Genomic DNA, 23742 nt, shown 5'->3' on the forward strand with positions numbered 1-23742 from the left:
AAGTGTGCAATTGTACCTTCACAATCTTGACATACGATTGTTCCCATTTTTCATTTCCCCCTAAGTTTATAATCCCAAAAACTTTTTTGTAACCGCTTAACTTTCTGTCTTTATTTTAATATGTTATACTTTTTACGTCAATAGGTTTTTAGTATAACACATTAAATATTTTAAATTTAAATTAGTATGCGATATTCAAATAAAAAAACAGCCATATTTATAAGTACGACTGTTTCACACTAATTATTCTTCATATTCCGCATGTAAAGAAGTTGACGGAACAAGAAATTTGAAAAACTGAGCTAACTCCTTCGCTTCCTCTTCTGATCCTAATTTAAAAATCTCCTGTATATATTGAACATTCTCTACATCATCTCGTCCGAGTAAAGTAGACCTTCCTGTTTGCATACAAACAATGAGCGGCTTTCCAAAAAACATATTTGTATAAATAACACCAAAATCATAACGTGTATCATGTGTCATAAACCCTAAAAATCGTACCTTCACACTTTCATGCTCATCATACAATTTTTCAAACATTGGTTTCCACCTTTCTACATCACGTTTCATTACTAGTATATTAAACAAAACATGTAATACTCCTTTTAATTGTCAAAAAATTCAGTAGGATGTAGAATGATAGTATTCTACTAAGTTAGGGGGGAAGTTATATGCAACATGCCTTTATTACGCTTGTACCTAAATCCAATCAACAATCTGTTTCAGTAGATGATATAAAACAACTTTTTCATTATTATAAAACAGTTACTTCTAAAACTGGGGCCCAAATTAATTACACGTATACAAATACTGCTTTTCCTTATGAAATTTTAGATACATCTACAACAACATTAAAACTTCAATCCAATCACGACCGGTATGACTCAATTTATATTGGTGTTGGTATAGAAAATGAACAATCTTTCATCCAAGTTTCTTTACCACCTAATGCAACATATGGTGACAAAGGGAAAGCGAATGAATTTTGCCGTTTTTTAGCGAAGAAATTAGAAGGAGAGTTACAATTATTTAATGGAAGAACAATGTATTTTTATAAACGTTAATTTAAAAAATAGATAATATGATTAAAAATAGTATACAATTCGAACATGTAAGGAATAAAGCTTGCTTTCTTGCGTGTAATACAAAATATGCTATTACATAGGCTAAATACAGGAATACGAAAAAAAGAATGACTTTATAATGAAACTTATCACCATTCGATAATGTTAATACAGTGGAAAAGCCACTCCATAGTAGTAAATGATAAAATATAACATGTAATATTTTCATGGAACCTTCTCCTTTGACATGCTCTATTTTATTAATATATGGGGTTAAGTTTGAATCAATTACATATTATAGGATGATATATATTACCTTTGAAGTAAGTTACGCCTAAATCATTTGTTAAAGTATTATATATTCATTCGACAAGTACGTTTAAAGACCTTGCAAATCATTTGATGAAAATAAAAATAGCCCCTCTCTTACAATAAGAGAGGGGCTATTTACATTACTTAAATTATTTTACAATGTGAATTGGCATTCCAAGAGCAACTTCAGCTGCTTCCATTGTGATTTCACCTAATGTTGGGTGAGCATGGATTGTTTGAGCGATATCTTCAGCTGTCATTCCAGCTTCGATAGCTAAACCGATCTCAGAGATAATATCAGAAGCACCTGCACCTGCAACTTGAGCACCTACAAGAAGACCATCTTCTTTACGTGTTACAAGTTGTAGGAAACCGTCAGTGCTGTTTAATGATAATGCACGACCGTTAGCAGCGAATGGGAACTTAGATACAGTTACAGTCATTCCAGCTTCTTCAGCTTGTTTTTTAGTGTAACCAACAGATGCTAATTCTGGATCAGTGAAGCATACTGCAGGAATTCCGATGTAATCGATAGCTGATGCATGGCCACTAATTGCTTCTACAGCTACTTTACCTTCGTAAGAAGCTTTGTGAGCTAATGGTGGTCCAGGAACGATATCACCGATTGCATAGATGTTTGGTACATTTGTACGACATTGCTCATCGATTTCGATGATGCCGCGGTCAGTCATTTTAACTCCAACTTGCTCAAGACCGATTTCTTGAGTGTTTGGACGACGACCTACAGTTACTAATACGTAATCTGCTTCTACAGTTTGGATTTCACCTTTAACTTCAAAGCTAACTTTTACGCCAGTTTCTGTTTCTTCAACGCCTTTAGCCATAGCTTTTGTATGGATATTTACGTTACCTTTTTTCTGTAGAGCACGTTTAACAACAGAGCTCATAGCTTTTTCGAAACCAGCTAAGATTTCGTCGCCAGCTTCTACTACAGTAACTTCTGTACCGAAGTTAGCATATGCAGTACCTAATTCCATACCGATGTAACCGCCGCCGATTACAACAAGTTTTTTAGGAATTTCAGGTAAGCTTAAAGCACCTGTAGAGTTGATAACACGTTTAGAGTATTTGAATCCTGGAATTTCGATTGGTGTAGAACCAGTTGCAAGAACAGCATTTTTAAACGTATAAGTTTGAGCTGCATCTTCAGTCATAACGCGTAATGTATTAGCATCTACGAAGTAAGCTTCACCGCGAATGATTTCAACTTTGTTACCTTTAAGAAGGCCTTCAACACCGCCAGTTAATTTCTTAACTACGCCGTTTTTCCATTCTTGAACTTTTGTAAAGTCAACTTTTACGTTCTCTGCAGTGATACCCATGTCATCAGAATGCATTGCATTCTCATAACGATGACCTGCATTGATTAACGCTTTTGAAGGAATACATCCAACGTTTAAGCATACGCCACCAAGGTTAGCTTTTTCAATAATTGCTACCTTTTGACCTAATTGTGCTGCACGAATTGCCGCAACGTATCCACCAGGACCTGCACCAACAACGACTGTATCTAATTCAATTGGGAAATCTCCTACTACCATTGTTATTACGCCTCCATTACTAATAATTGTGGGTCATTCAATAGACGTTTAATTTGGTTTAACGCTTTTTGAGCAGTTGCGCCGTCAATTAAACGATGGTCAAAGCTTAGAGATAATGCTAATACTGGAGCTGCAACGATCTCGCCATTTTTCACAACTGGTTTTTCAGCGATACGGCCAATACCAAGGATTGCTACTTCTGGGTGATTGATAACTGGAGTGAACCATTGTCCACCTGCAGAACCAATGTTTGTAATTGTGCAAGAAGCACCTTTCATTTCAGTTGGAGCTAGACGACCTTCACGTGCTTTACCAGCAAGATCGTTGATCTCGTTAGAAATAGTGAAGATAGACTTACGATCTGTATCTTTAACAACTGGTACTAATAGACCTTTGTCTGTATCAGCTGCGATACCGATGTTGAAGTAATGTTTATGAACTACTTCTTGAGATGCATCGTCTAAAGAAGTGTTTAACATTGGGTATTCACGTAATGCAGATGTTAAAGCTTTAACAACGTACGGAAGGTAAGTTAATTTAATACCTTTGTCAGCTGCTACTGCTTTGAACTTCTTACGGTGAGCAACAAGCTCAGTTACATCAACTTCATCCATTAATGTTACGTGAGGAGCTGTATGCTTAGAGTTAACCATTGCTTTCGCAATCGCTTTACGGATACCACTCATTTTCTCACGAGTTTCTGGATATTCTCCAGCTGGAATTGGTTGTGCTTTTGGTGCTTCTTCTTTCGCTGCTGCTGGAGTAGCTTCTACTGCTGCTGGAGCCTCAGTTGCTGCTACAGTTTGTCCACCATTTGCAAATGCATCGATGTCAGCTTTTACGATACGGCCATTCTTACCAGTACCAGCTACTTTATGAATGTCTACACCTTTTTCACGAGCGTATTTACGAACAGATGGCATAGCGATTACGCGCTCATTTACTACTTCTGCAGTTGCTGCTGGAGTCGCTTCCGCTGCTGGAGCTTCTACTGCTGCTTCTTCAGCTTTTGGAGCTTCATCATGATCGTCACCTTTAAATTTAAGGTTTTCGTATCCAGGAGCATCAAATTTAATTAATGTATCTCCTACGATTGCAACTGTTCCTTCTTCTACAAGTACTTCAAGTACTTTACCTTTAACAGGAGAAGGGATTTCTACTACTGCTTTATCATTTTGTACTTCAAGAAGTACATCGTCTTCATTTACTTCATCGCCTGGTTTAATAAACCATTTTACGATTTCACCTTCGTGGATACCTTCACCGATATCTGGTAGTTTAAATTCAAATGCCACGGAATTCAGCCCCCTGATTCATTTCATTATTATGGAATATGTGCAAAAGAAACCAGCATGTGCTGATTTCTTTTGCACATGAAAAACTAAAAATTAGAAGTTCATTACTTTGTTTACAGCTTCAACAATATCCTTGTGGTTTGGTAACCATACGCTCTCTGCTTGAGAGAATGGGAATACTGTATCAGCAGCTGCAACACGTACAACTGGAGCTTCTAAGTTTAAGATTGCACGGTCGTTAATTTCCGCTACAACGTTAGCTGCAATACCAGCTTGTTTTTGAGCTTCTTGAACTACAACTACGCGACCTGTTTTTTCAACAGAAGCGATGATTGTTTCGATATCTAATGGTTGAACTGTACGTAAGTCAACAACCTCTAAAGAGATACCTTCTTTTTCAAGTTCTTCAGCAGCTTTTAATGCAGCGTGAACCATAGCACCGTAAGCGATAACAGATACATCTGTACCTTCACGTTTGATATCAGCTTTGCCTAAATCAATTGTGTATTCGCCTTCTGGTACATCTTGGCGGAATGAACGATACAATTTCATATGCTCTAAGTAGATAACTGGATCGTTGTCACGAATCGCAGAGATTAAAAGACCTTTAGCATCGTATGGAGTAGATGGAATAACAACTTTTAGACCAGGTTGTTGAGCCACTAATCCTTCTAAGCTATCAGCATGTAGTTCAGGAGTATGAACACCACCGCCGAATGGAGAACGAACTGTTACTGGAGCAGTCCAACGTCCACCAGAACGGTAACGCATACGAGCCAATTGACCAGAAATTGAATCCATTACTTCAAAAACGAAACCGAAGAATTGGATTTCTGGAACTGGACGGAATCCTTCAAGTGCAAGACCAACTGCAAGTCCACCAATACCAGACTCTGCAAGTGGAGTATCCATTACACGATCTTCACCAAATTCAGCTTGTAAACCTTCAGTAGCACGGAATACACCGCCGTTTACACCAACGTCTTCACCAAATACAAGTACGTTAGGATCATTTTTCATTTCAACGCGTAAAGCATCAGTGATTGCTTGAATCATTGTCATTTGAGCCATGGCTTACTTCGACTCCTTTTCTTTGTAGATTTCATATTGTTCAGCTAAGTTGTAAGGCATTTTTTCGTACATGATTTCCATTAAATCAGTTACTTTTTGTTTTGGAGCTTGGTCAGCCTTAGCAATTGCTTGTTTGATATCTTCTTTTGCTTCTTCGATTACTGTCTCTTCAACTTCTTGAGACCATAGGCCTTTAGCTTCTAAGAACTTACGGAAGCGTACGATTGGGTCTTTTTGTTCCCATTCGTTTTCGATATCTTTTGTACGGTAACGAGTTGGGTCATCACCAGCCATTGTATGTGGACCGTAACGGAATGTTAAAGTCTCGATTAAAGTAGGACCTTCGCCATTTACTGCGCGCTCACGAGCGAAAGCAGTTGCTGCGTATACAGCTAATGGATCCATACCGTCTACTTGAATTCCGTAAATACCTGCTGCTACTGCTTTTTGTGCTACAGTTTTAGCTGCAGATTGCTTTTCTACTGGAGTAGAGATTGCATAACGGTTGTTTTGAACAACGAAGATTGCTGGAGCTTTGAATGCACCTGCAAAGTTCATACCTTCGTAGAAGTCACCTTGTGAAGCACCACCGTCACCAGTGTAAGTAATTGCAACAGATTTTTTACCACGTAGTTTCATACCTAACGCAACACCAGCAGTTTGGATGATTTGCGCACCGATAATGATTTGTGGAGCTAATGCATTTACATTCTCAGGCATTTGGTTACCCATGAAGTGTCCACGAGAGAATAAGAATGCTTGATATAATGGAAGTCCGTGCCATACTAATTGTGGTACATCACGGTATCCTGGTAAGATGAAGTCTTCTGCTTCAAGTGCGAAATGACTCGCTAATTGAGAAGCTTCTTGTCCAGCTGTAGGTGCGTAGAAACCTAAACGTCCTTGACGGTTTAAAGAAATAGAACGTTGATCTAATACGCGAGTATACACCATACGACGCATTAATTCTTTTAATTGATCATCAGATAATTCAGGCATAGCTGCTTCATTCACAACTTCACCGTTTTCATTTAAAATTTGTAATGTTTCAAATTGAGCTGCGATAGCTTTCATTTGCTCATCAACATTAAATAGGGTCTTTTTTGTTTTAGTACCCATTCCGTTCACCTCTTCCTCTCTTGAACCATATTCTGAAACGCTTTCACTGGCTATTTTCCAGTTTAAAAAGCGCAACGATGTAAACCAACATGTTTATCTGTCGGTTGAGAATAATTTTGTGTACCTAACAATCTGTACTAATGTTTTTTCAGAAACATATTAATACAATCTTGATCACGTTTTTTAGTTTACAACTATTCTAATTACGATGTCAATTACTTTGAATACGTTTTTTTATAAATAATATGCAGGTTTCTACTACACAAACGTGTTTTTATTTTTTACATCTGTATTAGTAAGCATTGACCTACTGTTATATTATTCCCTTTTTCACTTATTTTTTCTCTTAGAATAATATGTAAACGATTTAATTCTCTTTAGTTTTTCTCTCTTCGTAACAAAAATATACAAACTATCCTTCCTTTTTTAGGTAAATACCTATACATTTCTACCCTCTCTTCCATACATTATAGTAACCGCAGTATTAGCGGGAAATGATAAAGGAGGTCATCTCATGTACGGATACTCATATTGCTATCCAACTTGTTCATATCCTTCCTACGGTTATGGCGGTTCTTGTGGCGGGTCTGGACGCGGCTTCGCCTTAATCGTTGTGTTGTTTATTCTTTTAATTATCGTTGGTGCTGCTTGCATTCGCTAATGTAAAACGAAACAACTATGGAAAGAAAAAGACGGCTTTGCCGTCTTTTTCTGTTTATCACATACATAAATACTCTATAATAGAACGATTTCCAAAATACCTTCCCTTTCTTGCCGATGACTTTTTCCATCTCCTTTGGTAGACTAAAGAGGAAAGGAGAGATTACATATGCTTACAATGAAAGATGTTATTCGCGAAGGAGATCCTATTTTGCGCAACGTTGCAGAAGATGTTTCATTACCGGCAAGCGAAAAAGATACAACTACCCTAAAAGAAATGATTGAATTTGTAATAAATAGCCAAGATCCTGAAATGGCTGAAAAATATAGTTTACGCCCTGGAATCGGATTAGCGGCTCCGCAAATCGGTGTTTCAAAAAAAATGATTGCAGTTCATGTAACCGATGCGGACGGTACATTATATAGCCATGCATTATTCAATCCAAAAATCATTAGCCATTCTGTTGAACGTACATATTTACAGGGCGGTGAAGGCTGTCTATCTGTAGACCGCGAAGTACCTGGTTATGTTCCTCGTTATACAAGAATTACAGTAAAAGCAACTTCTATTAACGGGGAAGAAGTAAAATTACGTTTAAAAGGTTTACCAGCAATCGTATTCCAACACGAGATTGACCATTTAAATGGCGTTATGTTCTATGACCATATCAATAAAGAAAATCCTTTTGCCGCTCCTGATGATTCCAAACCTCTAGAGCGATAATAATAAAGAGGCGGAAGTTAATCTTCCGCCTCTTTATTATGAAATGGGTTCCATATTCACTTATAGCAATCCAGCCCACTTTAGTCCATGATATATACCGTCTTCACTAACATCCTTTGTCACATGATTTGCAAGTTTTTTCAAGTCTTCATGGCCATTTCCCATCACAATACCTGTGCCAACGGCTTCGATCATTTCTAAATCATTTAAACCATCTCCAAATGCATACACTTGATCACGATTAAAACCTAACTTTTCAATGTATTTCTCAATTCCTTTTGCCTTAGAACCACCATTCGGAATGATATCCATTGAATATGCATGCCAACGAATAAAATGAAAATCTGGATAATGATTAATAAACTTTTCCTCTTCATTTACTTCACAAAAAAGTAGTGTTTGATAAATATTACGTTCCTCATAAAAATTAGGCTCATATGGTGGATGCTCAAAGTTTAAGCTTCCAAAGCCTTCTTTCACATAATCATGATATTCCACTGATGCTCTCATATCTTGATGGTCAAGATATACAAGTGGATATCCTTCTTGTTTTGCAAACTGAGTAAACTTATGTAAAGAATCTGGATGTAACGGATTATTAAATATTACCTCATCTTCAAAGACAACGTATTGTCCATTAAAACTAACATAATTATGTATATCAAGTTCCTTACGAATATCTTCGAACATAAATGGCGCGCGCCCTGTCGCAATTGCTACATGTACACCTTTTTCTTGTAACTGTTTTACTGCATCTCGTGTAGATTGTGGAATTTTTTTATCATGATCTAATAATGTTCCATCAATATCAAAAAAGACAATTTTATCATTCATTTGTCAAAATCCTTTCTGGCACTCTATATTCCTATTTTGAATATCACTTTTCAAATTCTAAAAAAAAGTATAACATATTAAACATCTGTGAAGAAAGCGTTCCCTTTCTGACCTTATTTGTAAACTTTGCATATATATATTAGTAAAACATGTGGATACTTGTTCGGATGAATTTTCTTTTCCATTCTTCCTCATACTATACCTATAACTAACGGCTACTAATCGTTACTATAGAATAACTTTCACTGTATGGGAAAGGACAAGACTCACCATTCACTTTTGTCCTATCTCTTATATCAGAGATAGAATTTTCACTAGTAATATGCATGTTTAAAATAAGGAAAGGAAGGAGTAATCATGCTGAAGAAGCTGAAGAAAAAGCTCAAGCGTTATTTAAACGGTCTAGTCCGTAAAAAGACAATCGCTTAAATTGTGCCCATTTCGGGCTTTTTCTTCATTCTCATTCGAAAAAACATGAAAATCGTGACTGTTTGCTTTATAATAAGTAACAGATAATGCAAAACATAGACAAGGAGAGGTTTTCCAAATGATTTTTAAAGTATTTTATCAAGAAAAATTAACTGAGGTTCCAGTACGTGAAAATACAAAAGTTTTATATTTAGAGGCTACGTCTGAAAAGGATGTTCGTACAAAATTAAATAAGTTCGCATATAATATCGAGTTTGTTCAGTCTGTTACTGGCGCTCATCTTGAATATGAAAAAGAAAACGCTGATTTAACATTAGCGGAAATCGTATAGCGATATGAAATTTCTAAAAAACGACCAAGTTGCTGTATTTGCTCTCGGTGGGCTTGGTGAAATCGGTAAAAATACATACGCTGTTCAATTTCAAGATGAAATTATTATAATTGATGCTGGAATTAAATTTCCAGAGGACGAACTTCTCGGAATCGATTATGTAATACCAGACTACACTTATTTTGTGCGAAACGAAGATAAAATTAAAGGGTTATTCATTACACATGGTCACGAAGATCATATCGGCGGAATCCCTTACCTATTACGTCAAGTGAACATCCCGATTTACGGCGGAAAATTAGCAATTGCACTCATCAAAAACAAATTAGAAGAACACGGCTTACTTCGTAAAGCAAAACTTTACGAAATTCAAGAAGATGACGTTATTAAATTCAAAAAAACGTCTGTATCCTTCTTCCGTACAACTCACAGTATTCCAGATTCGTACGGCGTTGTTGTGAAAACACCTCAAGGTCAAGTTGTTCATACAGGTGATTTCAAATTTGATTTCACACCAGTTGGTGAACCAGCTGATTTAACAAAAATGGCTGAAATCGGTAAAGATGGCGTGCTATGTCTATTATCTGATAGTACGAACAGTGAAGTTCCAAACTTTACTATGTCTGAGCGTCGCGTTGGTGATAGCATTCAAGACATTTTCCGTAAAGTAGACGGACGGATTATATTCGCAACCTTTGCATCAAATATTCACCGCTTACAACAAGTTATTGAAGCTGCTGTTGAAAACAACCGTAAAGTAGCTGTGTTTGGTCGAAGTATGGAAGCAGCGATTGAAATCGGACAAAACCTTGGTTATATTCGTTGCCCGAAAGATACATTCATAGATGCATCTCAACTAAACCGCTTACCAGCTAATAAAGTTGTTATTTTATGTACAGGTAGTCAAGGTGAACCGATGGCAGCACTTTCACGTATTGCAAACGGTACACACCGCCAAATTCAAATTATTCCTGGAGATACAGTTGTTTTCTCTTCTTCACCAATTCCAGGAAATACAATTAGCGTAAGTCGTACAATTAACATGTTGTACCGCGCTGGCGCTGATGTAATTCACGGGAAACTTTCAAATATCCATACAAGTGGACACGGTGGACAAGAAGAACAAAAGTTAATGTTACGTCTAATTAAACCGAAGTACTTCATGCCAATTCATGGTGAATATCGTATGCAGCGTATGCACATGAACATAGCAAATGATTGTGGTATCCCTGAAGAAAATTGCTTCATTATGGATAATGGCGATGTTCTTGCTTTACGTTCTGATGAAGCTAGCGTAGCTGGAAAAATCCCATCTGGTTCGGTCTACATTGATGGAAACGGTATTGGGGATATCGGCAATATCGTATTACGAGATCGTCGTATCCTTTCTGAAGAAGGACTTGTAATTGTAGTTGTAAGCATTGATATGAAAGAATTTAAAGTTGCAGCAGGACCTGATATCATCTCACGCGGTTTCGTTTACATGCGTGAAAGCAGCGATTTAATCAATGATGCACAAACATTAATTACAACTCATTTAGAAAAAGTAATGGAGCGTAAAACAACACAATGGTCTGAAATTAAAAATGAAATTACAGACACATTAGCTCCATTCCTATATGAGAAAACGAAACGCCGTCCAATGATTTTACCAATCATTATGGAAATATAAGAAAAAGGACAATGCTATGAAGGCATTGTCCTTTTCTTTTCTCTTATCTTAAAAAGTGTTTAAATCGATCCACTTCATCGTCATGACCAATGACAATTAATATATCTCCTGCTTGAATATTCTCCGTAGCCCGAGGGGATACGATAACTTCTTTACCTCGTTTAATTGCTACAATATTCAATCCAAACTTCGCACGAATATCTAATTCAATTAAAGAGTGCCCATCAATTTTTTTATTCGCAATAATCTCTACAATACTATGCTCATCTGAAAGCTCAAGGTAGTCTAACACATTGCTTGATGCAATATTATTAGCAATCCTTTTTCCCATATCACGTTCTGGATGCACAATATGATCTGCACCTATTTTACTTAACACTTTTTCATGATAATCATTTTGAGCTTTTACAGTAATATTTTTTACACCCAATTCTTTCAAAATCAAAGTAGTTAGAATACTTGAATTTAAATTATCTCCAATAGCAACGACTACGTGATCAAAATTTCGAATACCAAGGCTTTTTAATACCATCTCATCTGTTGAATCTGCAATTACAGCATGCGAAGCTATATTTGCAAATTCATTAATTTTATCCTCATCTGAATCGATTGCCATTACTTCCATACCTAATTGAGCTAGTTCTCGGCAAATACTTCCACCAAAGCGACCAAGTCCAATGACAGCAAACTCTTTTTCTTTCTCACCCACAGGAATTCCTCCAATAACTTCAAGTACTATTTATTTTCAGTGTAACACACTTTATATGCGTCACAAAAACTGTAATTAGCTCTTATTTTTGTTTTTGTATATAAAAATATTGTTGCAAGTAAAAAGCGATACCAACAAGTAACATAGCAAATACAAATATATTTCCAAACGAACTAAATGTTTCAAAAACGAATAATAATGTTTCTTGACCAAAAAAGGCAAATAGCAGCTGTATGAATGCAAATAACAACGCCCATATGTAATGATGTTGATGAAATAAATAATGCGTTGCACCTAAAAAAGCAATAAACGAAAAGATAAAGATCCACCAATTTTCTAAAAATAGTTGCCAATTAGAAAATTGATATCCATTTACTAATATCGCAATAAGCGCGATAACTGCCATCGTCGGCACACTCCAAAATAATGCCCGTCCTCTAAAGAAACGAGTGCCTTTAACATCTCCTTTTTCATGTGCAATATATGTTAGTACTACTGTGCTTATATACAAAACAGAAAGAATTGTTAAAACGATAATGAGCCAAAAATGTAATTGATAATATTCATGTTCTATATTTGTCACGATTGCAGCTAACATAAACGGAATTAACATTCCCGTCCAACCATCTACTTTTCTTTCATTCCAAAAGACCGTATTACCAATCCTTATTCCTAACAGCATAAAAATAATGATACCCAATACAAATAACGTAGTTTTATTCCCTACTAAACTCGTTGAGAAAGCAATTAATCCAATAAATAAAAAGAGCACAAACCCATTCATAATTTCTAGTACAGGTGATAAATATCTCTTCACCCATTTGTATGTTTCGTCATATTCATTATTATCTACTAGACGATAGGCATAAAAACTTATCCCAAAATAAACCGCCGCAATAATAACATACGCATATAAGACGAAACATAAAATCGCACTGCTAATTTGCACGTAATTCCCCACCCTTTTTTCTATGTTTCACATTGATTTTACACACTTTTCATACTAAAAGTAAACATATATAAGTTAGTCAAATAATTAATAATGAGCAGTGGCTAAAAACCCCCTGCTCATTATTAAAACAGTCCAATTAACTTTATTCTTTCATTTGTATGTAAACGCCTAAAATCAATCTATACGAGCGTTACTTACACCTCAGAACAAAATTTTTTTTGGAAACTTCAAGAAAGCGGAAGTTTTATTTTCTATTCCCTTTCCACTTTACATATTGGCTTAAAAATGTAATTGCCTTTTCAATCACTTCTTCGTCTGGCTTTAATTTCGCATGATGTAAACCATATTCTGAATTTACTCCAAGCCAAAACATAAATCCAGGGATTTCTCGAAGCATATAACCAAAATCTTCACCTGTCATTGCCTCAGTACATGTAATAACATTCATATCTGTTTGTTTATGTACAAATTGCATAAACTCTCTCGTTAACTCTTCATGGTTATATACTTGATGATACATTGCTCCGTAATCTATAATCGCCTCACACTGGAAAGAAGCTTCGATACCTGCAACAATTGCCTCAATTCTGCTTTTCACACGCTTCATTGATTCTACTGATAATGTTCGAATCGTTCCTTCTAAACGAGATTTTTCTGCAATAATATTTTGAACCGTACCACCTGTAATTTTTCCGATTGTAATTACTGCACTATCAAGAGGATTTACATTGCGACTAATAACGGATTGAAGCTGTGTAACAAGATGACTCGCTGCAACAATCATATCATTTGCAGTATGCGGATAGGCAGCATGGCCACCTTTCCCTTTTAAATCGATATATAATTCTGAAGTATTGGCAAATAACAGTCCTTCTTTCGTTGCAATTGTCCCTACAGCGTATTCTGGTGCAATATGAAGACCAAGAATTATATTTGGTTTCCATTCTTTTAACTCTTCACTTTCTAACATAGGAAGAGCACCGCCTGGTCCTTCTTCTGCTGGCTGGAATAGAAATACAAGGTCATCATCTATTCTTTCGCTCACAGCTTTCGTTAGAAGGCCTAAACCGATTGTTGTATGTACATCATGGCCACATGCATGCATCATTCCTTCATGAATAGAAGCAAACTCATATCCAGTTTCCTCTGTAATTGGTAAACCGTCTATATCTGCACGATAACCTATTATTTTTTCTGGATTTTTTCCATTTACTTTAACGATTACACCCGTTTTCCATGTCTTCACTTCCACAAATTCATGAGAAAGCGTTCCTATATAATCTAAAATATACTGTTGTGTTTTCCATTCCTTAAATCCGATTTCTGGAATTCTATGTAGATCTCTACGAATTTGGACAAATTTGCTTACTGTCATTTTTGCACCTCTATCTATAAAAAGCGTAAGAGCCCATTTACGCTCTTACGCTTTTTTTTCTTTTTATTTCTCTGGGTTTAATTGACGAAGCTCTTGTTTAATTTCTGTTTTTGCTTTTGTCTTCTCATCAATTTCTTTAATTACACGTGCTGGAGTACCTGCAACAACTGTGTATGGAGGCACATCTTCTGTTACAACAGCTCCCGCTGCTACAACTGCACCTTTACCTACTGTAACACCCTCTAAAACAACTACGTTTGCACCGATTACTACATCATCTTCAACGATAACTGGTTTTGCAGAAGGTGGCTCAATAACACCTGCAAGTACAGCACCTGCACCTACGTGACAGTTTTTACCGACTGTTGCACGTCCACCAAGTACTGCGTTCATGTCGATCATAGAACCTTCACCAATTACAGCACCAATGTTAATTGTTGCATTCATCATAATTACAGCGTTGTCACCAATTTCAACATGGTCACGAATAATAGCACCGGGCTCGATGCGAGCTTTAATACCTTTTAAATCAAGCATTGGGATTGCAGAATTACGACGATCGTTTTCTACAACGTAGTCAACGATGTGCTTATTATTCTCATCAAGATTTGTCTTAATTTCAGACCATTCTCCGAATAATACACCTGATTTTTTATTCACAAATGCTTGTACTGTTTCAGGGAATGTTACTTCTTTTAAATCCCCTTTTATGTATACCTTTACAGGAGTTTTCTTTTCACTTTTTTGAATAAACGAAATAATTTCGTTAGCGTCCATCATTTTCATTCTTGTTGCCTCCTAAATCCATTTATAATGTTACTCTACCAAACGAAAGAGCGAGTAGCAAGATAATAATCTTATTTTTCCCTTTGAATTTCTTCTATAATTTCTAAAAATGCTTGTACTTGCTTCAACTGCCTTGCTGAGTCACTTGTTAACAACCATGTTTCTCTCGTCAATTGAACAGGTGTTTTATACATATTTTCCTGTACTTCCTTTAAAACAGTAGAAGGTAAAAGGGCATAACCTATACCATTTAAAACAAGTTGTTTGCATGTTTCAATTTGGTCAACTACAATCGTTCGCTTAGGCGGATTAGAAAATAAACCATACCACCAATTTTGTATTTGTCCATAATAAGTCGAGTCACTTTTAAATTGAATGAACGGCCTATTTGTTTCTTTTAGCATCGAAATATCTTTTATTTCTTTATCAACTAAATACAGTTCATCTTCAAATAATTTTTGCTTTTGACCTTTATATTCTTGTGTTCCCCTCAGTATAGCAACATGAACGTCTCCTTCATAAAACTGCTTTTGCACTTCACTACTCCATCCAGTAAACAGCGATATCTTTACAGAAGGATATTTATGCACAAACTTTTTCAAAACAGGAGGAAGCCAATATTGACCAATAACTGATGCAACAGCTATTTTTAACGTTCCATGAGTTTCCGTTCTAAAAACAGCTAGCTCACTTTTTATATCCTCTTCCTTTTGCAACATTTCTTTGGCATAATTTGCAACTTTTTCCCCTTCAGGTGTAATTGTCAATCCTTTTTGTGAGCGAATAAAAAACTTCATTCCCCATTGTTTCTCCATAGATTGTAATCGTTGACTCAGCGCAGGTTGGGAAACAAATAAACGTTCCGCCGCTTTTCTCATATTTGATTCCTGAGCTAACACAACCATCATTTGAAAATCATCAATTTGCAACTTTCTCCCTCTTTCCTTAGCTTCCATACACCTTATTTCAACAAGCTTTCATTCAGAAAATACAATTTTCCAGCGCAAACTTTCCTTATGTTTTATGTCTTTTTAAATATAATACATACACAAGTGATATGCACGAAAAAAAGTGACTTCTTCGTTTCTATGAAGTCACTTTTCTCACGTTATCGATTATGTTGCCTTACTTTCTTATTCAACAATTTTAAAATAGCACGACGTGTTAAAATCCCCTCAAAATAGCCTTCTTCATTAACAGCACAAATAAAAGGATGATCAATTGTCATTTCTAAAGCTTTTGCAAATGAATCTTCTAATTTAAGAAAAGGTATATCTTCCTTCATCACCTGCTCTACTTTCATATCATCAAGTCTTTCAAACTCAATACGCTCTAATCCTAACATACCATCTAATATCATGGCAGTACTAATCAAACCATGTAATTTATACATTGGATCTAAGACAGGTATCGCCGAATATCCAGATTTCACAAGAACGAGTAAAGCATGTTCTAAACCATTTCCAATTTGGACATGAGCTACTTTTTCCGATGAAATCATTAAATCCTTCACAAGAATTTGTTGAAATTCGTCTTTCGGAATACTAATCATATTACATCCCCCATTTTCCCTTTTTCCTGCTTATGTTCATAACTCTATTCACATTTTATGACAGCGTTTTCATATTATTATTTTGTCCTAAATTTATTTCAATAAAAATACAATCACACAGCTATTTTAGCATACAGCACAAAAAAAAGACTACCATTCCGGTAGCGCTTAATACCCTTTATTTTTTAATCTGTAAAATAACCTTGTGATTTTTTTATATTGCATCACATCCGTCTGTTTCAAACCATTCTCAATATCTGTAAGTTCCACAGCTAAAATTTCACTTGCATAATTTTGCTGAAATAAAATATCTAGTAGTAAACTTTCTTCTTCCTTCGTTAAAACAACTTCCCTTTGCATATACCCCTCTCCTTACAATCGCATCGTTACTCTTATTATATAAAAAATTTAACCTATTTAATAGATGTAATATTCAGTTTTTACCAAAAGATATGTAGCAATTGTAAACATACAAAAAGTCATTTCGTATATCGATTTGCATAGCTAAACGCCGCATAAGCATCCGGCTTAATTTTTGCAGTTAATCCCATCGCTCGAATTTTTTCTGTCATATCTAAAATAAATTCCTTTGTTAAACCATCATTCCCAATGTCTAAATGAATTTCCATTATGAATCCAGCCCCATCTTGAGCATAAGGATGCAATAACTCCCATATTGTTTGTATATGAGTAGGTGTAAATAGACATGCGATTTCTTGACTAAACTGCGTTTCTAAATATATTTTCTCACGTAAGGTTGCTGGCTTATCTTTTACTGATCTATGGTGTAAACAACCCCAGGCACCTTTTCCAACACGATGAATATGGATTGCTGTAATAAACCTCGTATCCTTTTGATGTGCTTGCGAGTCTGTCCCAATGGATAATCGATATAAATTTCGTGGATCCTTTTCAATGAAACTACAAATACGGCTAAAGACCATATCAAAATTTAAATGTCTCTCTGAAACATTGTAAAATTTATGTGCACCGTCCACAGAGTCACGTCCTTTCAATTAGACAGACTTTTCGTATTCTCATTGTATGGGACAAAAACTAAAATTATAACTTCCTATCCTTTATTCGTTTCAATATTTCGAATTACAAAGTGACAAACTTGGCACGTATAAATTACATTTTGATTAGATTGAGCCGTTAATACATGAGTAATCTCAGCAGAGCTTTGACAATTAGGACAAATCACAACTGGTAAATGTTCCATACGATAACCTCCTAGTTATATTTCTCCCACTATTTGCAGAACCCAGCAATTGTGAGAAGTTTAGCTTCACATATTCATCCGGTTGGCGGGACTACTTATCCACATGGATAGGCAAACTTACACAGATTAAATTTTCATTTTAATACCATTGTAGGAAAAATAAAAAAATTCTATACATTACGCTGGAAAGTAATAGAACTAAAAAAGGTACTGCCATATGGCAGTACCTTTTTTATATGTATCAAGAAATGATATCGTAAATCTCAATTGCAACCATGTCGATATTATCGAATTGGTACACTTGAGGTTTTTCACCTTGTTGATACACTTCTAACTCATACATTTCACTTTTATCGAAAAATTTCACGCTACATTTGCGCTCACCGTTCACTTCAAAATAGCGTTGTGCTACTTCACCGCTTTCAGCTTGTTCTTGTAGACTAACAAGTCGAGTTAAAATTCCTTGGAGTAGAGACATGAAATCTCTCCTTTCTCTGATCTTCCTACCAATAGGTTTTACAGCTATACTCATTCTATCCGTCATAACAGAAAAAATGTTCCACACTCTAGGATAAAGGTTATTGGCCAGAAACTCAACTAAAAATTTGTCGAAATGCGAAGGAAAAAACAGAAAGAACATATTTCCCCTTCTTTATTGCGGTTTTTATACTGGAAGAATATAATAAAAAACAGAAAAAAGGAGGAATTACAATGAAAAAAATTGAGGTTTATACACAACCTGATTGTCCGCCATGTGTTATTGTTAAAGAATTTTTGAAGCATAATAACGTTGCATATGAAGAATTTGACGTAAAAAAAGACGCTGCTGCTCGCAATCGTCTTTTAAACGACTATGATTCTTATTCAACTCCAACAGTCGTAATTGATGGCGAAGTAGTTGCAGGTTTTCAAATTGAAAAGTTACAAAAACTACTCAATATAGAATAGGAATAGGTAAATACCTATTCCTATTCTTATCCCGCTATTTGTAGGTAGTAAAACCCCAAAAATTTAGCTAAAGCAAAGGAGTTAGATGGGCTAGTAATCCCTCCCACTGATTAAAAGTTTCACTTTATAATTGTTGCAACCTTTTTATTTCAGTTAAGAGTTCCTGACTTTCATGATATCCTGCTAACTTCCATTTATCTTGATCCCTTTTCAATGTTACAATTTGATATTGTCCACTTTTTGTCCGCTCATATACATATAAATTTTTATGTTCTTCATCATACGATATTTTCGTTTCTGAATTAAAAGAAAACGGTGCTTCTTTTGCCGGAAGTAAATATTCACCACTTTGTTTATCACTTCTGCTATTTTCATCTGTAAACACTTGAAGGAAATTATCTGTAAAATACGGTGATAACGTCTCTATCATCTTATTCATCGGCAAATGCTTCCCACGAATTGAAAACTGGGTTTCATAGCCTTTTTGTATCGTTGTAAATACTTCTTTCCGATCAACTTTCACTTCCTCTTTCCCTAAAACAGTCGTAACACTATAACCAACTAGAAAGGCAACACATACAAATAGAACAAGCCATATTCCATATTTCCTCATTTTTTCACCTTCCTTTTAAAAGAACTTGTCTTTGTAGTATTCATTGTAACAATGATTATGCAAAGAAAGGACAGATTTCGTTCGTAAAATCTTTACAACGATAGACAGCATTTTCATCACCATTTTCACTATTACCAATTTATGATAAAAACAAACAAAAAATGCACGAATCTCTTCGTGCATTAAAATAAAACATCTTCTTCATATAAATATTCATAAGATAAATCTATAAATAAAAAGTTGTCATCATCTATTGGGAAAGAAAATGTTCGTACCATTTCGCCCGTTTCGATATCTGCATATAAATCTGAAAGCCTTGCCTTATTCTCAAAACGCATTTTCATGATATTCTCGAGAAAATACGGGCGCCAACTCCAGTTCTTCATATAATAATCCGGCATCACAATCCATTCTCCATCTTTTTTCATAACATTTCCTGATTGTTGGAAACCATCTTCATTACAAATAAATATACGAAAACTACACTGTGATACACTTTGACTAAATTGTAATAACCAATCATTTATATCTTCATTCTTTTTTTGTTTTGATAAAACATCGCCAATGCGATCGCGTAACATCTCTGTCAAATTATAAATTTTTTGTAACTTCTTCTTTTCATGCTGAATAAACTGATGACATTCATTACCAAGTCGCTCTTTCAAAACATTCGTTTCAATAAAATCAGGTAAACATTCTTTCAAATAATTACCTTGATAATATCTTCCGCCGTTCTTCCAAGCATATTGCAGTTGATAAAAAGCATCTATTTCTTCATATAACAAAGTTGCACCAATTCTTCTAGCAAGTAATGATAAAGAATATAAAATATCTTGATAAGATTGTAAAAGTGCTGTTTGCCTTAAATTCGTTAAATCTACTTTTAAAATATCAGGTGCTAACACGCTAATACGCTCTAAATTACTTGTGCCCGTTCCGACTTTATTAATCGAAATTTGAATACCATATGTACGATAATACATAAGCAAATGATTAAATTGCTCTATATCTTCTTTACATTCATGTTCTGTAATCTCTAAAACAATTTGTTTTAAATTTAAACCTTGTTCTTCATACCTCAATAAAAGTTGAAGCAAGCTTTCATCATCATCATTCATTAATACATTAGCATTCCGATGTATAAATAATAATAATTTTTGATCGCTTTCTAAATAACGATTTAAAGCTTTTTCTACTATAATATTATCCGCTTCCAGTTGAAATTCACTTGGAATCGAATCATCGTGAAAGAAAGAAGCTAAACTTTGTATGCCCTCTTCTGTTTGAATACGTCCTACTACTTCATATCCAATTACAGTATGCTCATCAGCACTAAAAATAGCTTGATAATAAGGAAGGACTTTATCCAAGTTACTCATTACATCTAATGCATCTATCAACGTGCTTCCCTCCCTTTACTTTTCAAAAATTATAACATGATATTTACGGAAAAATAATAAAAAATCCCTTCAGTTTTCCTGAAGGGATTAGAGGGGTAAAATGCTAAGGGGAATTAGCAATTCTACTATGAAGAAAAAAGAGGTCTTAAATATAACGTATATATGACCTCTTGTAAACACTTTTCTTTCATATGTCACAATTCCGTCACATTTAACCATAAAAAAATGAATCAAACATTCATTTTTTTATCCCTTTTAAAATGGATATTGATGTAAATGTTGTCCTCCATCCATTGTCATGCAAGTTCCATTTATGTACGCAGCTTCATCTGAGCATAAATAATAAGCTAGACCAGCGATTTCTTCTGGCGTACCCAGCCTTCCAAGCGGAACACTTTGTATCGTACGCTTAGCCATTTCTTCTGAAATCCATAATTTATCAGCACCGCCCGTACGTTCAATTGGTCCTGGCGCGATAGCGTTAACTCGTATTCCATATTTACGTCCCCACTCAACAGCGAGCGTCTTCGTCATCGCTAATACCCCTGCCTTCGCTGCAGCCGAATGAATAACTCCTGGACCTGCATCCCATGCATATGTTGCTACCATGTTAATGATATTCCCTTTTATACCTTTTTCAATCCAATATTTTCCGACAGCATGGCTACAGTAAAATGTACCGTTTAACACAATATTAATGACTGAATTCCAACCATTCACAGATAAATCTTCTGCTGGACAAATAAAGTTTCCAGCTGCATTATTTATTAAAACATCAATTCGACCAAACTTCTCATCAATCTGTTCAATCATTTTCTGAATGTCATCCGTATTTCTTACATCCATTTGTACAGGTAATACTTGCCCCGGAAATTGTTCAATTTCCAACTTTGTTTCCTCTAGTTTTTCCTTTGTACGTCCTGTAATAACAACTCGTGCCCCTTCTTTTGCAAAACGAGTCGCCATTCCTTTTCCCATTCCACTCGATCCACCTGTTATAATAACTACCTTTTCTTTCACATACATCCCCTCCAAAAAATGAATACACATTCATTTTATCACTTTATTTAATAGAAATCTTTATATTTTTAAACTTTTCTGATATTTTAATGTAAAGAATTTTCTTTTCATTCATTTTTTTTCGTAATCTATACTAAATTTTTATTATGTAAAGTATATTTTAAATAAACTGAAAGGAGATTCGAGTAGCCTATAAATGGAATAAAAACATTGAGGTATACTCATATTTTTATGAAGCACATTACAAGAAGAAATTTTTTAAAAATTGGTATGCGCACTTGTCTCTATTCATTTATAACCAGTGGCATTGGATACTACTATGCTAAATATATAGAACCCCATTTCATTTCTTTTACACAGCACACATTAAAATCACAACTCATCCCAAAAAGTTTTCATGGTATGAAAATTCTTCAATTCAGCGATTTGCATCTTGGATACTAATTCTCGCTTCAACATTTATCTCAAGTTGTTTCTAAAATTAATGCTGTAAATCCAGATATTGTCCTTTTTACTGGAGATCTCATTGATAATTACCAAACGTATACTGACACTCCTTTCGTTGCATCCATTTTAAAAAATATACAAGCCCCCTTCGGTAAATTCGCTATTTATGGTAACCATGATCACGGTGGATATGGAACTGAATACTATGAGCACATCATGCGTGAATCTGGATTTGAACTATTGCTAAATAATGAAAAAAGAATTCGTCTAATGGATAATAGTGAGATTTCTATTTTCGGTCTCGATGATATACTACTAGGCAAACCCAAAATAGAGAAAACATTAGAGCATGCACGACAAAATACTTATAACATTGTTCTTGTTCACGAACCAGATATCGCGCCCCAAGTTTCCAGATATCCAATCAACTTGCAACTTTCTGGTCATAGCCACGGCGGACAAGTACAAATTCCTTTTTTAGGAGCTATTATTACACCATCACTCGCCAAAGACTATATTGAAGGCTTCTATACAATTCAAGATTTAACTCTCTATGTTAATCGAGGTCTAGGAAGAACACGTGTTCCATTCCGTTTTATGTCAAAACCTGAAATTACACTTTTTACACTCCAACATTCGTAATAATTCGCCTATTTTCTTGCATATCCTTTCTTGTACGCGCTCATCCACGTTTCATTTACCATATGATGAAAGTGAGTCCAATAAAGGAGGTATGTTCATGTATCCATATTATCAACCAATCCCAGTCCGTTCAGCACCTATTGGTCCAGTAGGCGACTCACGCTTCTTCCCGTTTTTTGGCGTTCCCTTTCTAGCTGGAATTGCTGGTGGATTACTCGGCGGAGCATTAGCTTTCGGCCCTCGACCATTTTACCCACCTTATCCACCACCTTTCCCGCCGCCAGCACCTTATCCTTGTTACGGTGGACCATGTCAACAACCATACTATTACTAAGTTAAAATAACGATTCTTTCAAATGTTATTCTCTCAACGAGCCACCTTATTACACGCTTATAATAAAACTATTGTTTCTACTCATCCTCCCATTTTGGGAGCATATGAGTAGAAAAAAGTAAAAACCTCTTATAGACATAAGAGGTTTTTACTTTTTTCATTATTCAGCATCTGTATTTTGATACGCCATCTTAAACAACTTCACTTGGCTATCAATTTCTTCTGTACTACCATTAATAACATAATAGTAATCACCATCTTTATTTTGTTCCCGTGTTTTCACATTATCAGCTAATGTAAGCTGTAAAATCGCCTTAATTCGTGCCTTCATTTCAATATCTAATATCGGAAAAGATATTTCCACTCGCTTCTCCATATTTCGCGTCATCCAATCAGCTGAAGATAAATATATTTTCTCCTCCCCATTATGATGGAAATAATAAATACGGCTATGTTCTAAATATCTTCCAACAACACTAACTACACGAATATTTTCACTTACATTTAGAATACCAGGTCGTAGGCAACATGTTCCTCGAACAATGAGCTCTACCTTTACTCCAGCTTGTGATGCTTCGTACATTTTTTTAATTAATGGTTTATCTGTTAATGAATTCATCTTAGCGATAATATATCCATTTCCATATTGCCTATGATAACGGATTTCTT

28 protein-coding genes and 2 pseudogenes are annotated in these 23742 nt (G+C 35.3%); 8 read left to right on the forward strand and 22 right to left on the reverse strand.

What is annotated here, in order from left to right:
- Both MR167_RS33730 and MR167_RS22380 read right to left on the reverse strand, forming a co-directional pair.
- Window positions 1-47, reverse strand: a 47-nt coding sequence (locus MR167_RS33730; RefSeq protein ID WP_481746706.1) for a GapA-binding peptide SR1P, incomplete at its 3' end; no start/stop codon positions are given.
- Window positions 48-243: 196 nt separating this feature from the next.
- A complete protein-coding gene (locus MR167_RS22380) occupies window positions 244-540 on the reverse strand; it encodes a DUF3055 domain-containing protein (RefSeq protein WP_000462038.1) in 297 nt (98 codons plus the stop codon).
- Window positions 541-671: 131 nt separating this feature from the next.
- Between MR167_RS22380 and MR167_RS22385 the strand changes: the two genes are divergently transcribed.
- Window positions 672-1064: a DUF1885 family protein gene (locus MR167_RS22385; protein WP_001163316.1), complete on the forward strand. Its 393-nt coding sequence runs from the start codon at window positions 672-674 to the stop codon at window positions 1062-1064.
- 1 nt (window position 1065) lies between these two features.
- Here the strand turns inward: MR167_RS22385 and MR167_RS22390 are convergent, their stop codons facing one another.
- The 5 genes from MR167_RS22390 to pdhA all read right to left on the reverse strand — a co-directional run bounded on the left by MR167_RS22390 (window position 1066) and on the right by pdhA (window position 6423).
- Window positions 1066-1293 (reverse strand): hypothetical protein, encoded by a 228-nt coding sequence (locus tag MR167_RS22390; RefSeq protein WP_242315498.1) that lies wholly within the window; start codon window positions 1291-1293, stop codon window positions 1066-1068.
- Between the two features lie 232 nt (window positions 1294-1525).
- Entirely contained in the window at window positions 1526-2938 is a 1413-nt protein-coding gene (gene lpdA, locus MR167_RS22395; protein WP_000260104.1) for a dihydrolipoyl dehydrogenase, read from the reverse strand.
- Between the two features lie 5 nt (window positions 2939-2943).
- Window positions 2944-4233, reverse strand: a complete 1290-nt coding sequence (pdhC, locus tag MR167_RS22400) for a pyruvate dehydrogenase complex dihydrolipoyllysine-residue acetyltransferase (RefSeq protein ID WP_000863420.1) — start codon at window positions 4231-4233, stop codon at window positions 2944-2946.
- 93 nt (window positions 4234-4326) lie between these two features.
- Window positions 4327-5304 (reverse strand): pyruvate dehydrogenase complex E1 component subunit beta, encoded by a 978-nt coding sequence (gene pdhB, locus MR167_RS22405; protein ID WP_000068163.1) that lies wholly within the window; start codon window positions 5302-5304, stop codon window positions 4327-4329.
- 3 nt (window positions 5305-5307) lie between these two features.
- On the reverse strand, window positions 5308-6423 hold the full coding sequence (pdhA, locus tag MR167_RS22410; RefSeq protein ID WP_000536895.1) for a pyruvate dehydrogenase E1 component subunit alpha: 1116 nt from the start codon (window positions 6421-6423) through the stop codon (window positions 5308-5310).
- A gap of 514 nt (window positions 6424-6937) precedes the next feature.
- On the opposite strand from pdhA, the gene MR167_RS22415 reads away from it, so the two are divergent.
- Together MR167_RS22415 and def are read left to right on the forward strand one after the other, a co-directional pair.
- Window positions 6938-7084, forward strand: coding sequence for a YjcZ family sporulation protein (locus MR167_RS22415; protein WP_000274562.1), 147 nt, complete (start codon window positions 6938-6940; stop codon window positions 7082-7084).
- Window positions 7085-7252: 168 nt separating this feature from the next.
- Window positions 7253-7807, forward strand: a complete 555-nt coding sequence (gene def, locus MR167_RS22420; RefSeq protein ID WP_000957043.1) for a peptide deformylase — start codon at window positions 7253-7255, stop codon at window positions 7805-7807.
- Between the two features lie 60 nt (window positions 7808-7867).
- On the opposite strand, the gene MR167_RS22425 is transcribed toward def, so the two are convergent.
- Window positions 7868-8641, reverse strand: coding sequence for a Cof-type HAD-IIB family hydrolase (locus MR167_RS22425; RefSeq protein WP_000998271.1), 774 nt, complete (start codon window positions 8639-8641; stop codon window positions 7868-7870).
- Window positions 8642-9188: 547 nt separating this feature from the next.
- Here MR167_RS22425 and MR167_RS22430 point away from each other — a divergent pair.
- A complete protein-coding gene (locus MR167_RS22430; RefSeq protein WP_000576435.1) occupies window positions 9189-9401 on the forward strand; it encodes a DNA-dependent RNA polymerase subunit epsilon in 213 nt (70 codons plus the stop codon).
- Window positions 9402-9405: 4 nt separating this feature from the next.
- On the forward strand, window positions 9406-11073 hold the full coding sequence (rnjA, locus tag MR167_RS22435; RefSeq protein ID WP_000670375.1) for a ribonuclease J1: 1668 nt from the start codon (window positions 9406-9408) through the stop codon (window positions 11071-11073).
- Window positions 11074-11116: 43 nt separating this feature from the next.
- Here the strand turns inward: rnjA and MR167_RS22440 are convergent, their stop codons facing one another.
- The 10 genes from MR167_RS22440 to MR167_RS22485 form a co-directional block, all read right to left on the reverse strand.
- On the reverse strand, window positions 11117-11782 hold the full coding sequence (locus MR167_RS22440; protein ID WP_000504032.1) for a potassium channel family protein: 666 nt from the start codon (window positions 11780-11782) through the stop codon (window positions 11117-11119).
- Between the two features lie 82 nt (window positions 11783-11864).
- Window positions 11865-12731, reverse strand: coding sequence for a cytochrome C oxidase assembly protein (locus MR167_RS22445; RefSeq protein ID WP_242315500.1), 867 nt, complete (start codon window positions 12729-12731; stop codon window positions 11865-11867).
- Window positions 12732-12978: 247 nt separating this feature from the next.
- Window positions 12979-14109, reverse strand: coding sequence for an N-acetyldiaminopimelate deacetylase (locus MR167_RS22450; RefSeq protein WP_000218671.1), 1131 nt, complete (start codon window positions 14107-14109; stop codon window positions 12979-12981).
- Between the two features lie 63 nt (window positions 14110-14172).
- On the reverse strand, window positions 14173-14895 hold the full coding sequence (dapD, locus tag MR167_RS22455; protein ID WP_242315502.1) for a 2,3,4,5-tetrahydropyridine-2,6-dicarboxylate N-acetyltransferase: 723 nt from the start codon (window positions 14893-14895) through the stop codon (window positions 14173-14175).
- A gap of 71 nt (window positions 14896-14966) precedes the next feature.
- On the reverse strand, window positions 14967-15851 hold the full coding sequence (locus MR167_RS22460) for a LysR family transcriptional regulator (RefSeq protein ID WP_003261853.1): 885 nt from the start codon (window positions 15849-15851) through the stop codon (window positions 14967-14969).
- 152 nt (window positions 15852-16003) lie between these two features.
- A complete protein-coding gene (gene cbpB / locus MR167_RS22465) occupies window positions 16004-16447 on the reverse strand; it encodes a cyclic-di-AMP-binding protein CbpB (protein ID WP_000623573.1) in 444 nt (147 codons plus the stop codon).
- Between the two features lie 168 nt (window positions 16448-16615).
- On the reverse strand, window positions 16616-16807 hold the full coding sequence (gene abbA / locus MR167_RS22470; RefSeq protein ID WP_001188692.1) for an antirepressor AbbA: 192 nt from the start codon (window positions 16805-16807) through the stop codon (window positions 16616-16618).
- 119 nt (window positions 16808-16926) lie between these two features.
- Window positions 16927-17445 carry a ribonuclease H-like YkuK family protein gene (locus MR167_RS22475; protein ID WP_000348492.1) on the reverse strand — a complete coding sequence of 173 codons (519 nt, stop codon included), beginning with the start codon at window positions 17443-17445 and terminating at the stop codon, window positions 16927-16929.
- Window positions 17446-17519: 74 nt separating this feature from the next.
- Complete coding sequence (locus MR167_RS22480; RefSeq protein WP_000400650.1) at window positions 17520-17669, reverse strand: hypothetical protein; 150 nt, start codon at window positions 17667-17669, stop codon at window positions 17520-17522.
- 241 nt (window positions 17670-17910) lie between these two features.
- Window positions 17911-18147, reverse strand: a complete 237-nt coding sequence (locus MR167_RS22485; RefSeq protein WP_000055151.1) for a YkuJ family protein — start codon at window positions 18145-18147, stop codon at window positions 17911-17913.
- A gap of 233 nt (window positions 18148-18380) precedes the next feature.
- On the opposite strand from MR167_RS22485, the gene MR167_RS22490 reads away from it, so the two are divergent.
- On the forward strand, window positions 18381-18617 hold the full coding sequence (locus MR167_RS22490; RefSeq protein ID WP_000717872.1) for a glutaredoxin family protein: 237 nt from the start codon (window positions 18381-18383) through the stop codon (window positions 18615-18617).
- A 124-nt stretch (window positions 18618-18741) separates the two neighbouring features.
- Here MR167_RS22490 and MR167_RS22495 read toward each other — a convergent pair whose 3' ends face one another.
- The 3 genes from MR167_RS22495 to fadH all read right to left on the reverse strand — a co-directional run bounded on the left by MR167_RS22495 (window position 18742) and on the right by fadH (window position 21650).
- Window positions 18742-19230, reverse strand: a complete 489-nt coding sequence (locus tag MR167_RS22495; RefSeq protein WP_001233816.1) for a DUF3993 domain-containing protein — start codon at window positions 19228-19230, stop codon at window positions 18742-18744.
- Between the two features lie 182 nt (window positions 19231-19412).
- The gene (locus MR167_RS22500) at window positions 19413-20630 is read right to left on the reverse strand and encodes an EAL domain-containing protein (protein ID WP_000564306.1); all 1218 of its coding nucleotides are present in this window, start codon (window positions 20628-20630) and stop codon (window positions 19413-19415) included.
- 255 nt (window positions 20631-20885) lie between these two features.
- Window positions 20886-21650 (reverse strand): 2,4-dienoyl-CoA reductase, encoded by a 765-nt coding sequence (fadH, locus tag MR167_RS22505; RefSeq protein WP_000660913.1) that lies wholly within the window; start codon window positions 21648-21650, stop codon window positions 20886-20888.
- Between the two features lie 231 nt (window positions 21651-21881).
- On the opposite strand from fadH, the pseudogene MR167_RS22510 reads away from it, so the two are divergent.
- Window positions 21882-22739: pseudogene (locus MR167_RS22510) on the forward strand (metallophosphoesterase).
- A gap of 97 nt (window positions 22740-22836) precedes the next feature.
- Window positions 22837-23073, forward strand: coding sequence for a hypothetical protein (locus MR167_RS22515; protein ID WP_000283738.1), 237 nt, complete (start codon window positions 22837-22839; stop codon window positions 23071-23073).
- A 160-nt stretch (window positions 23074-23233) separates the two neighbouring features.
- On the opposite strand, the pseudogene MR167_RS22520 reads toward MR167_RS22515, so the two are convergent.
- Window positions 23234-23742, reverse strand: a pseudogene (locus MR167_RS22520) (RNA degradosome polyphosphate kinase); the annotation flags it as partial.

It is taken from the genome of Bacillus cereus group sp. BfR-BA-01355 (assembly GCF_022663675.1).
In the GTDB taxonomy this organism is placed as follows: Bacteria; Bacillota; Bacilli; order Bacillales; family Bacillaceae_G; genus Bacillus_A; species Bacillus_A thuringiensis_S.

Bases quoted from the DNA above. Each gene is read 5' to 3' on its own strand.
- MR167_RS22380 (WP_000462038.1), bottom strand. From the start codon at position 540: ATGTTTGAAAAATTGTATGATGAGCATGAAAGTGTGAAGGTACGATTT.
- MR167_RS22385 (WP_001163316.1), top strand. From the start codon at position 672: ATGCAACATGCCTTTATTACGCTTGTACCTAAATCCAATCAACAATCT.
- MR167_RS22390 (WP_242315498.1), bottom strand. From the start codon at position 1,293: ATGAAAATATTACATGTTATATTTTATCATTTACTACTATGGAGTGGC.
- lpdA (WP_000260104.1), bottom strand. From the start codon at position 2,938: ATGGTAGTAGGAGATTTCCCAATTGAATTAGATACAGTCGTTGTTGGT.
- pdhB (WP_000068163.1), bottom strand. From the start codon at position 5,304: ATGGCTCAAATGACAATGATTCAAGCAATCACTGATGCTTTACGCGTT.
- pdhA (WP_000536895.1), bottom strand. From the start codon at position 6,423: ATGGGTACTAAAACAAAAAAGACCCTATTTAATGTTGATGAGCAAATG.
- MR167_RS22415 (WP_000274562.1), top strand. From the start codon at position 6,938: ATGTACGGATACTCATATTGCTATCCAACTTGTTCATATCCTTCCTAC.
- def (WP_000957043.1), top strand. From the start codon at position 7,253: ATGCTTACAATGAAAGATGTTATTCGCGAAGGAGATCCTATTTTGCGC.
- MR167_RS22425 (WP_000998271.1), bottom strand. From the start codon at position 8,641: ATGAATGATAAAATTGTCTTTTTTGATATTGATGGAACATTATTAGAT.
- MR167_RS22430 (WP_000576435.1), top strand. From the start codon at position 9,189: ATGATTTTTAAAGTATTTTATCAAGAAAAATTAACTGAGGTTCCAGTA.
- rnjA (WP_000670375.1), top strand. From the start codon at position 9,406: ATGAAATTTCTAAAAAACGACCAAGTTGCTGTATTTGCTCTCGGTGGG.
- MR167_RS22450 (WP_000218671.1), bottom strand. From the start codon at position 14,109: ATGACAGTAAGCAAATTTGTCCAAATTCGTAGAGATCTACATAGAATT.
- dapD (WP_242315502.1), bottom strand. From the start codon at position 14,895: ATGAAAATGATGGACGCTAACGAAATTATTTCGTTTATTCAAAAAAGT.
- MR167_RS22460 (WP_003261853.1), bottom strand. From the start codon at position 15,851: ATGGAAGCTAAGGAAAGAGGGAGAAAGTTGCAAATTGATGATTTTCAA.
- cbpB (WP_000623573.1), bottom strand. From the start codon at position 16,447: ATGATTAGTATTCCGAAAGACGAATTTCAACAAATTCTTGTGAAGGAT.
- abbA (WP_001188692.1), bottom strand. From the start codon at position 16,807: ATGCAAAGGGAAGTTGTTTTAACGAAGGAAGAAGAAAGTTTACTACTA.
- MR167_RS22480 (WP_000400650.1), bottom strand. From the start codon at position 17,669: ATGGAACATTTACCAGTTGTGATTTGTCCTAATTGTCAAAGCTCTGCT.
- MR167_RS22485 (WP_000055151.1), bottom strand. From the start codon at position 18,147: ATGTCTCTACTCCAAGGAATTTTAACTCGACTTGTTAGTCTACAAGAA.
- MR167_RS22490 (WP_000717872.1), top strand. From the start codon at position 18,381: ATGAAAAAAATTGAGGTTTATACACAACCTGATTGTCCGCCATGTGTT.
- MR167_RS22495 (WP_001233816.1), bottom strand. From the start codon at position 19,230: ATGAGGAAATATGGAATATGGCTTGTTCTATTTGTATGTGTTGCCTTT.
- MR167_RS22515 (WP_000283738.1), top strand. From the start codon at position 22,837: ATGTATCCATATTATCAACCAATCCCAGTCCGTTCAGCACCTATTGGT.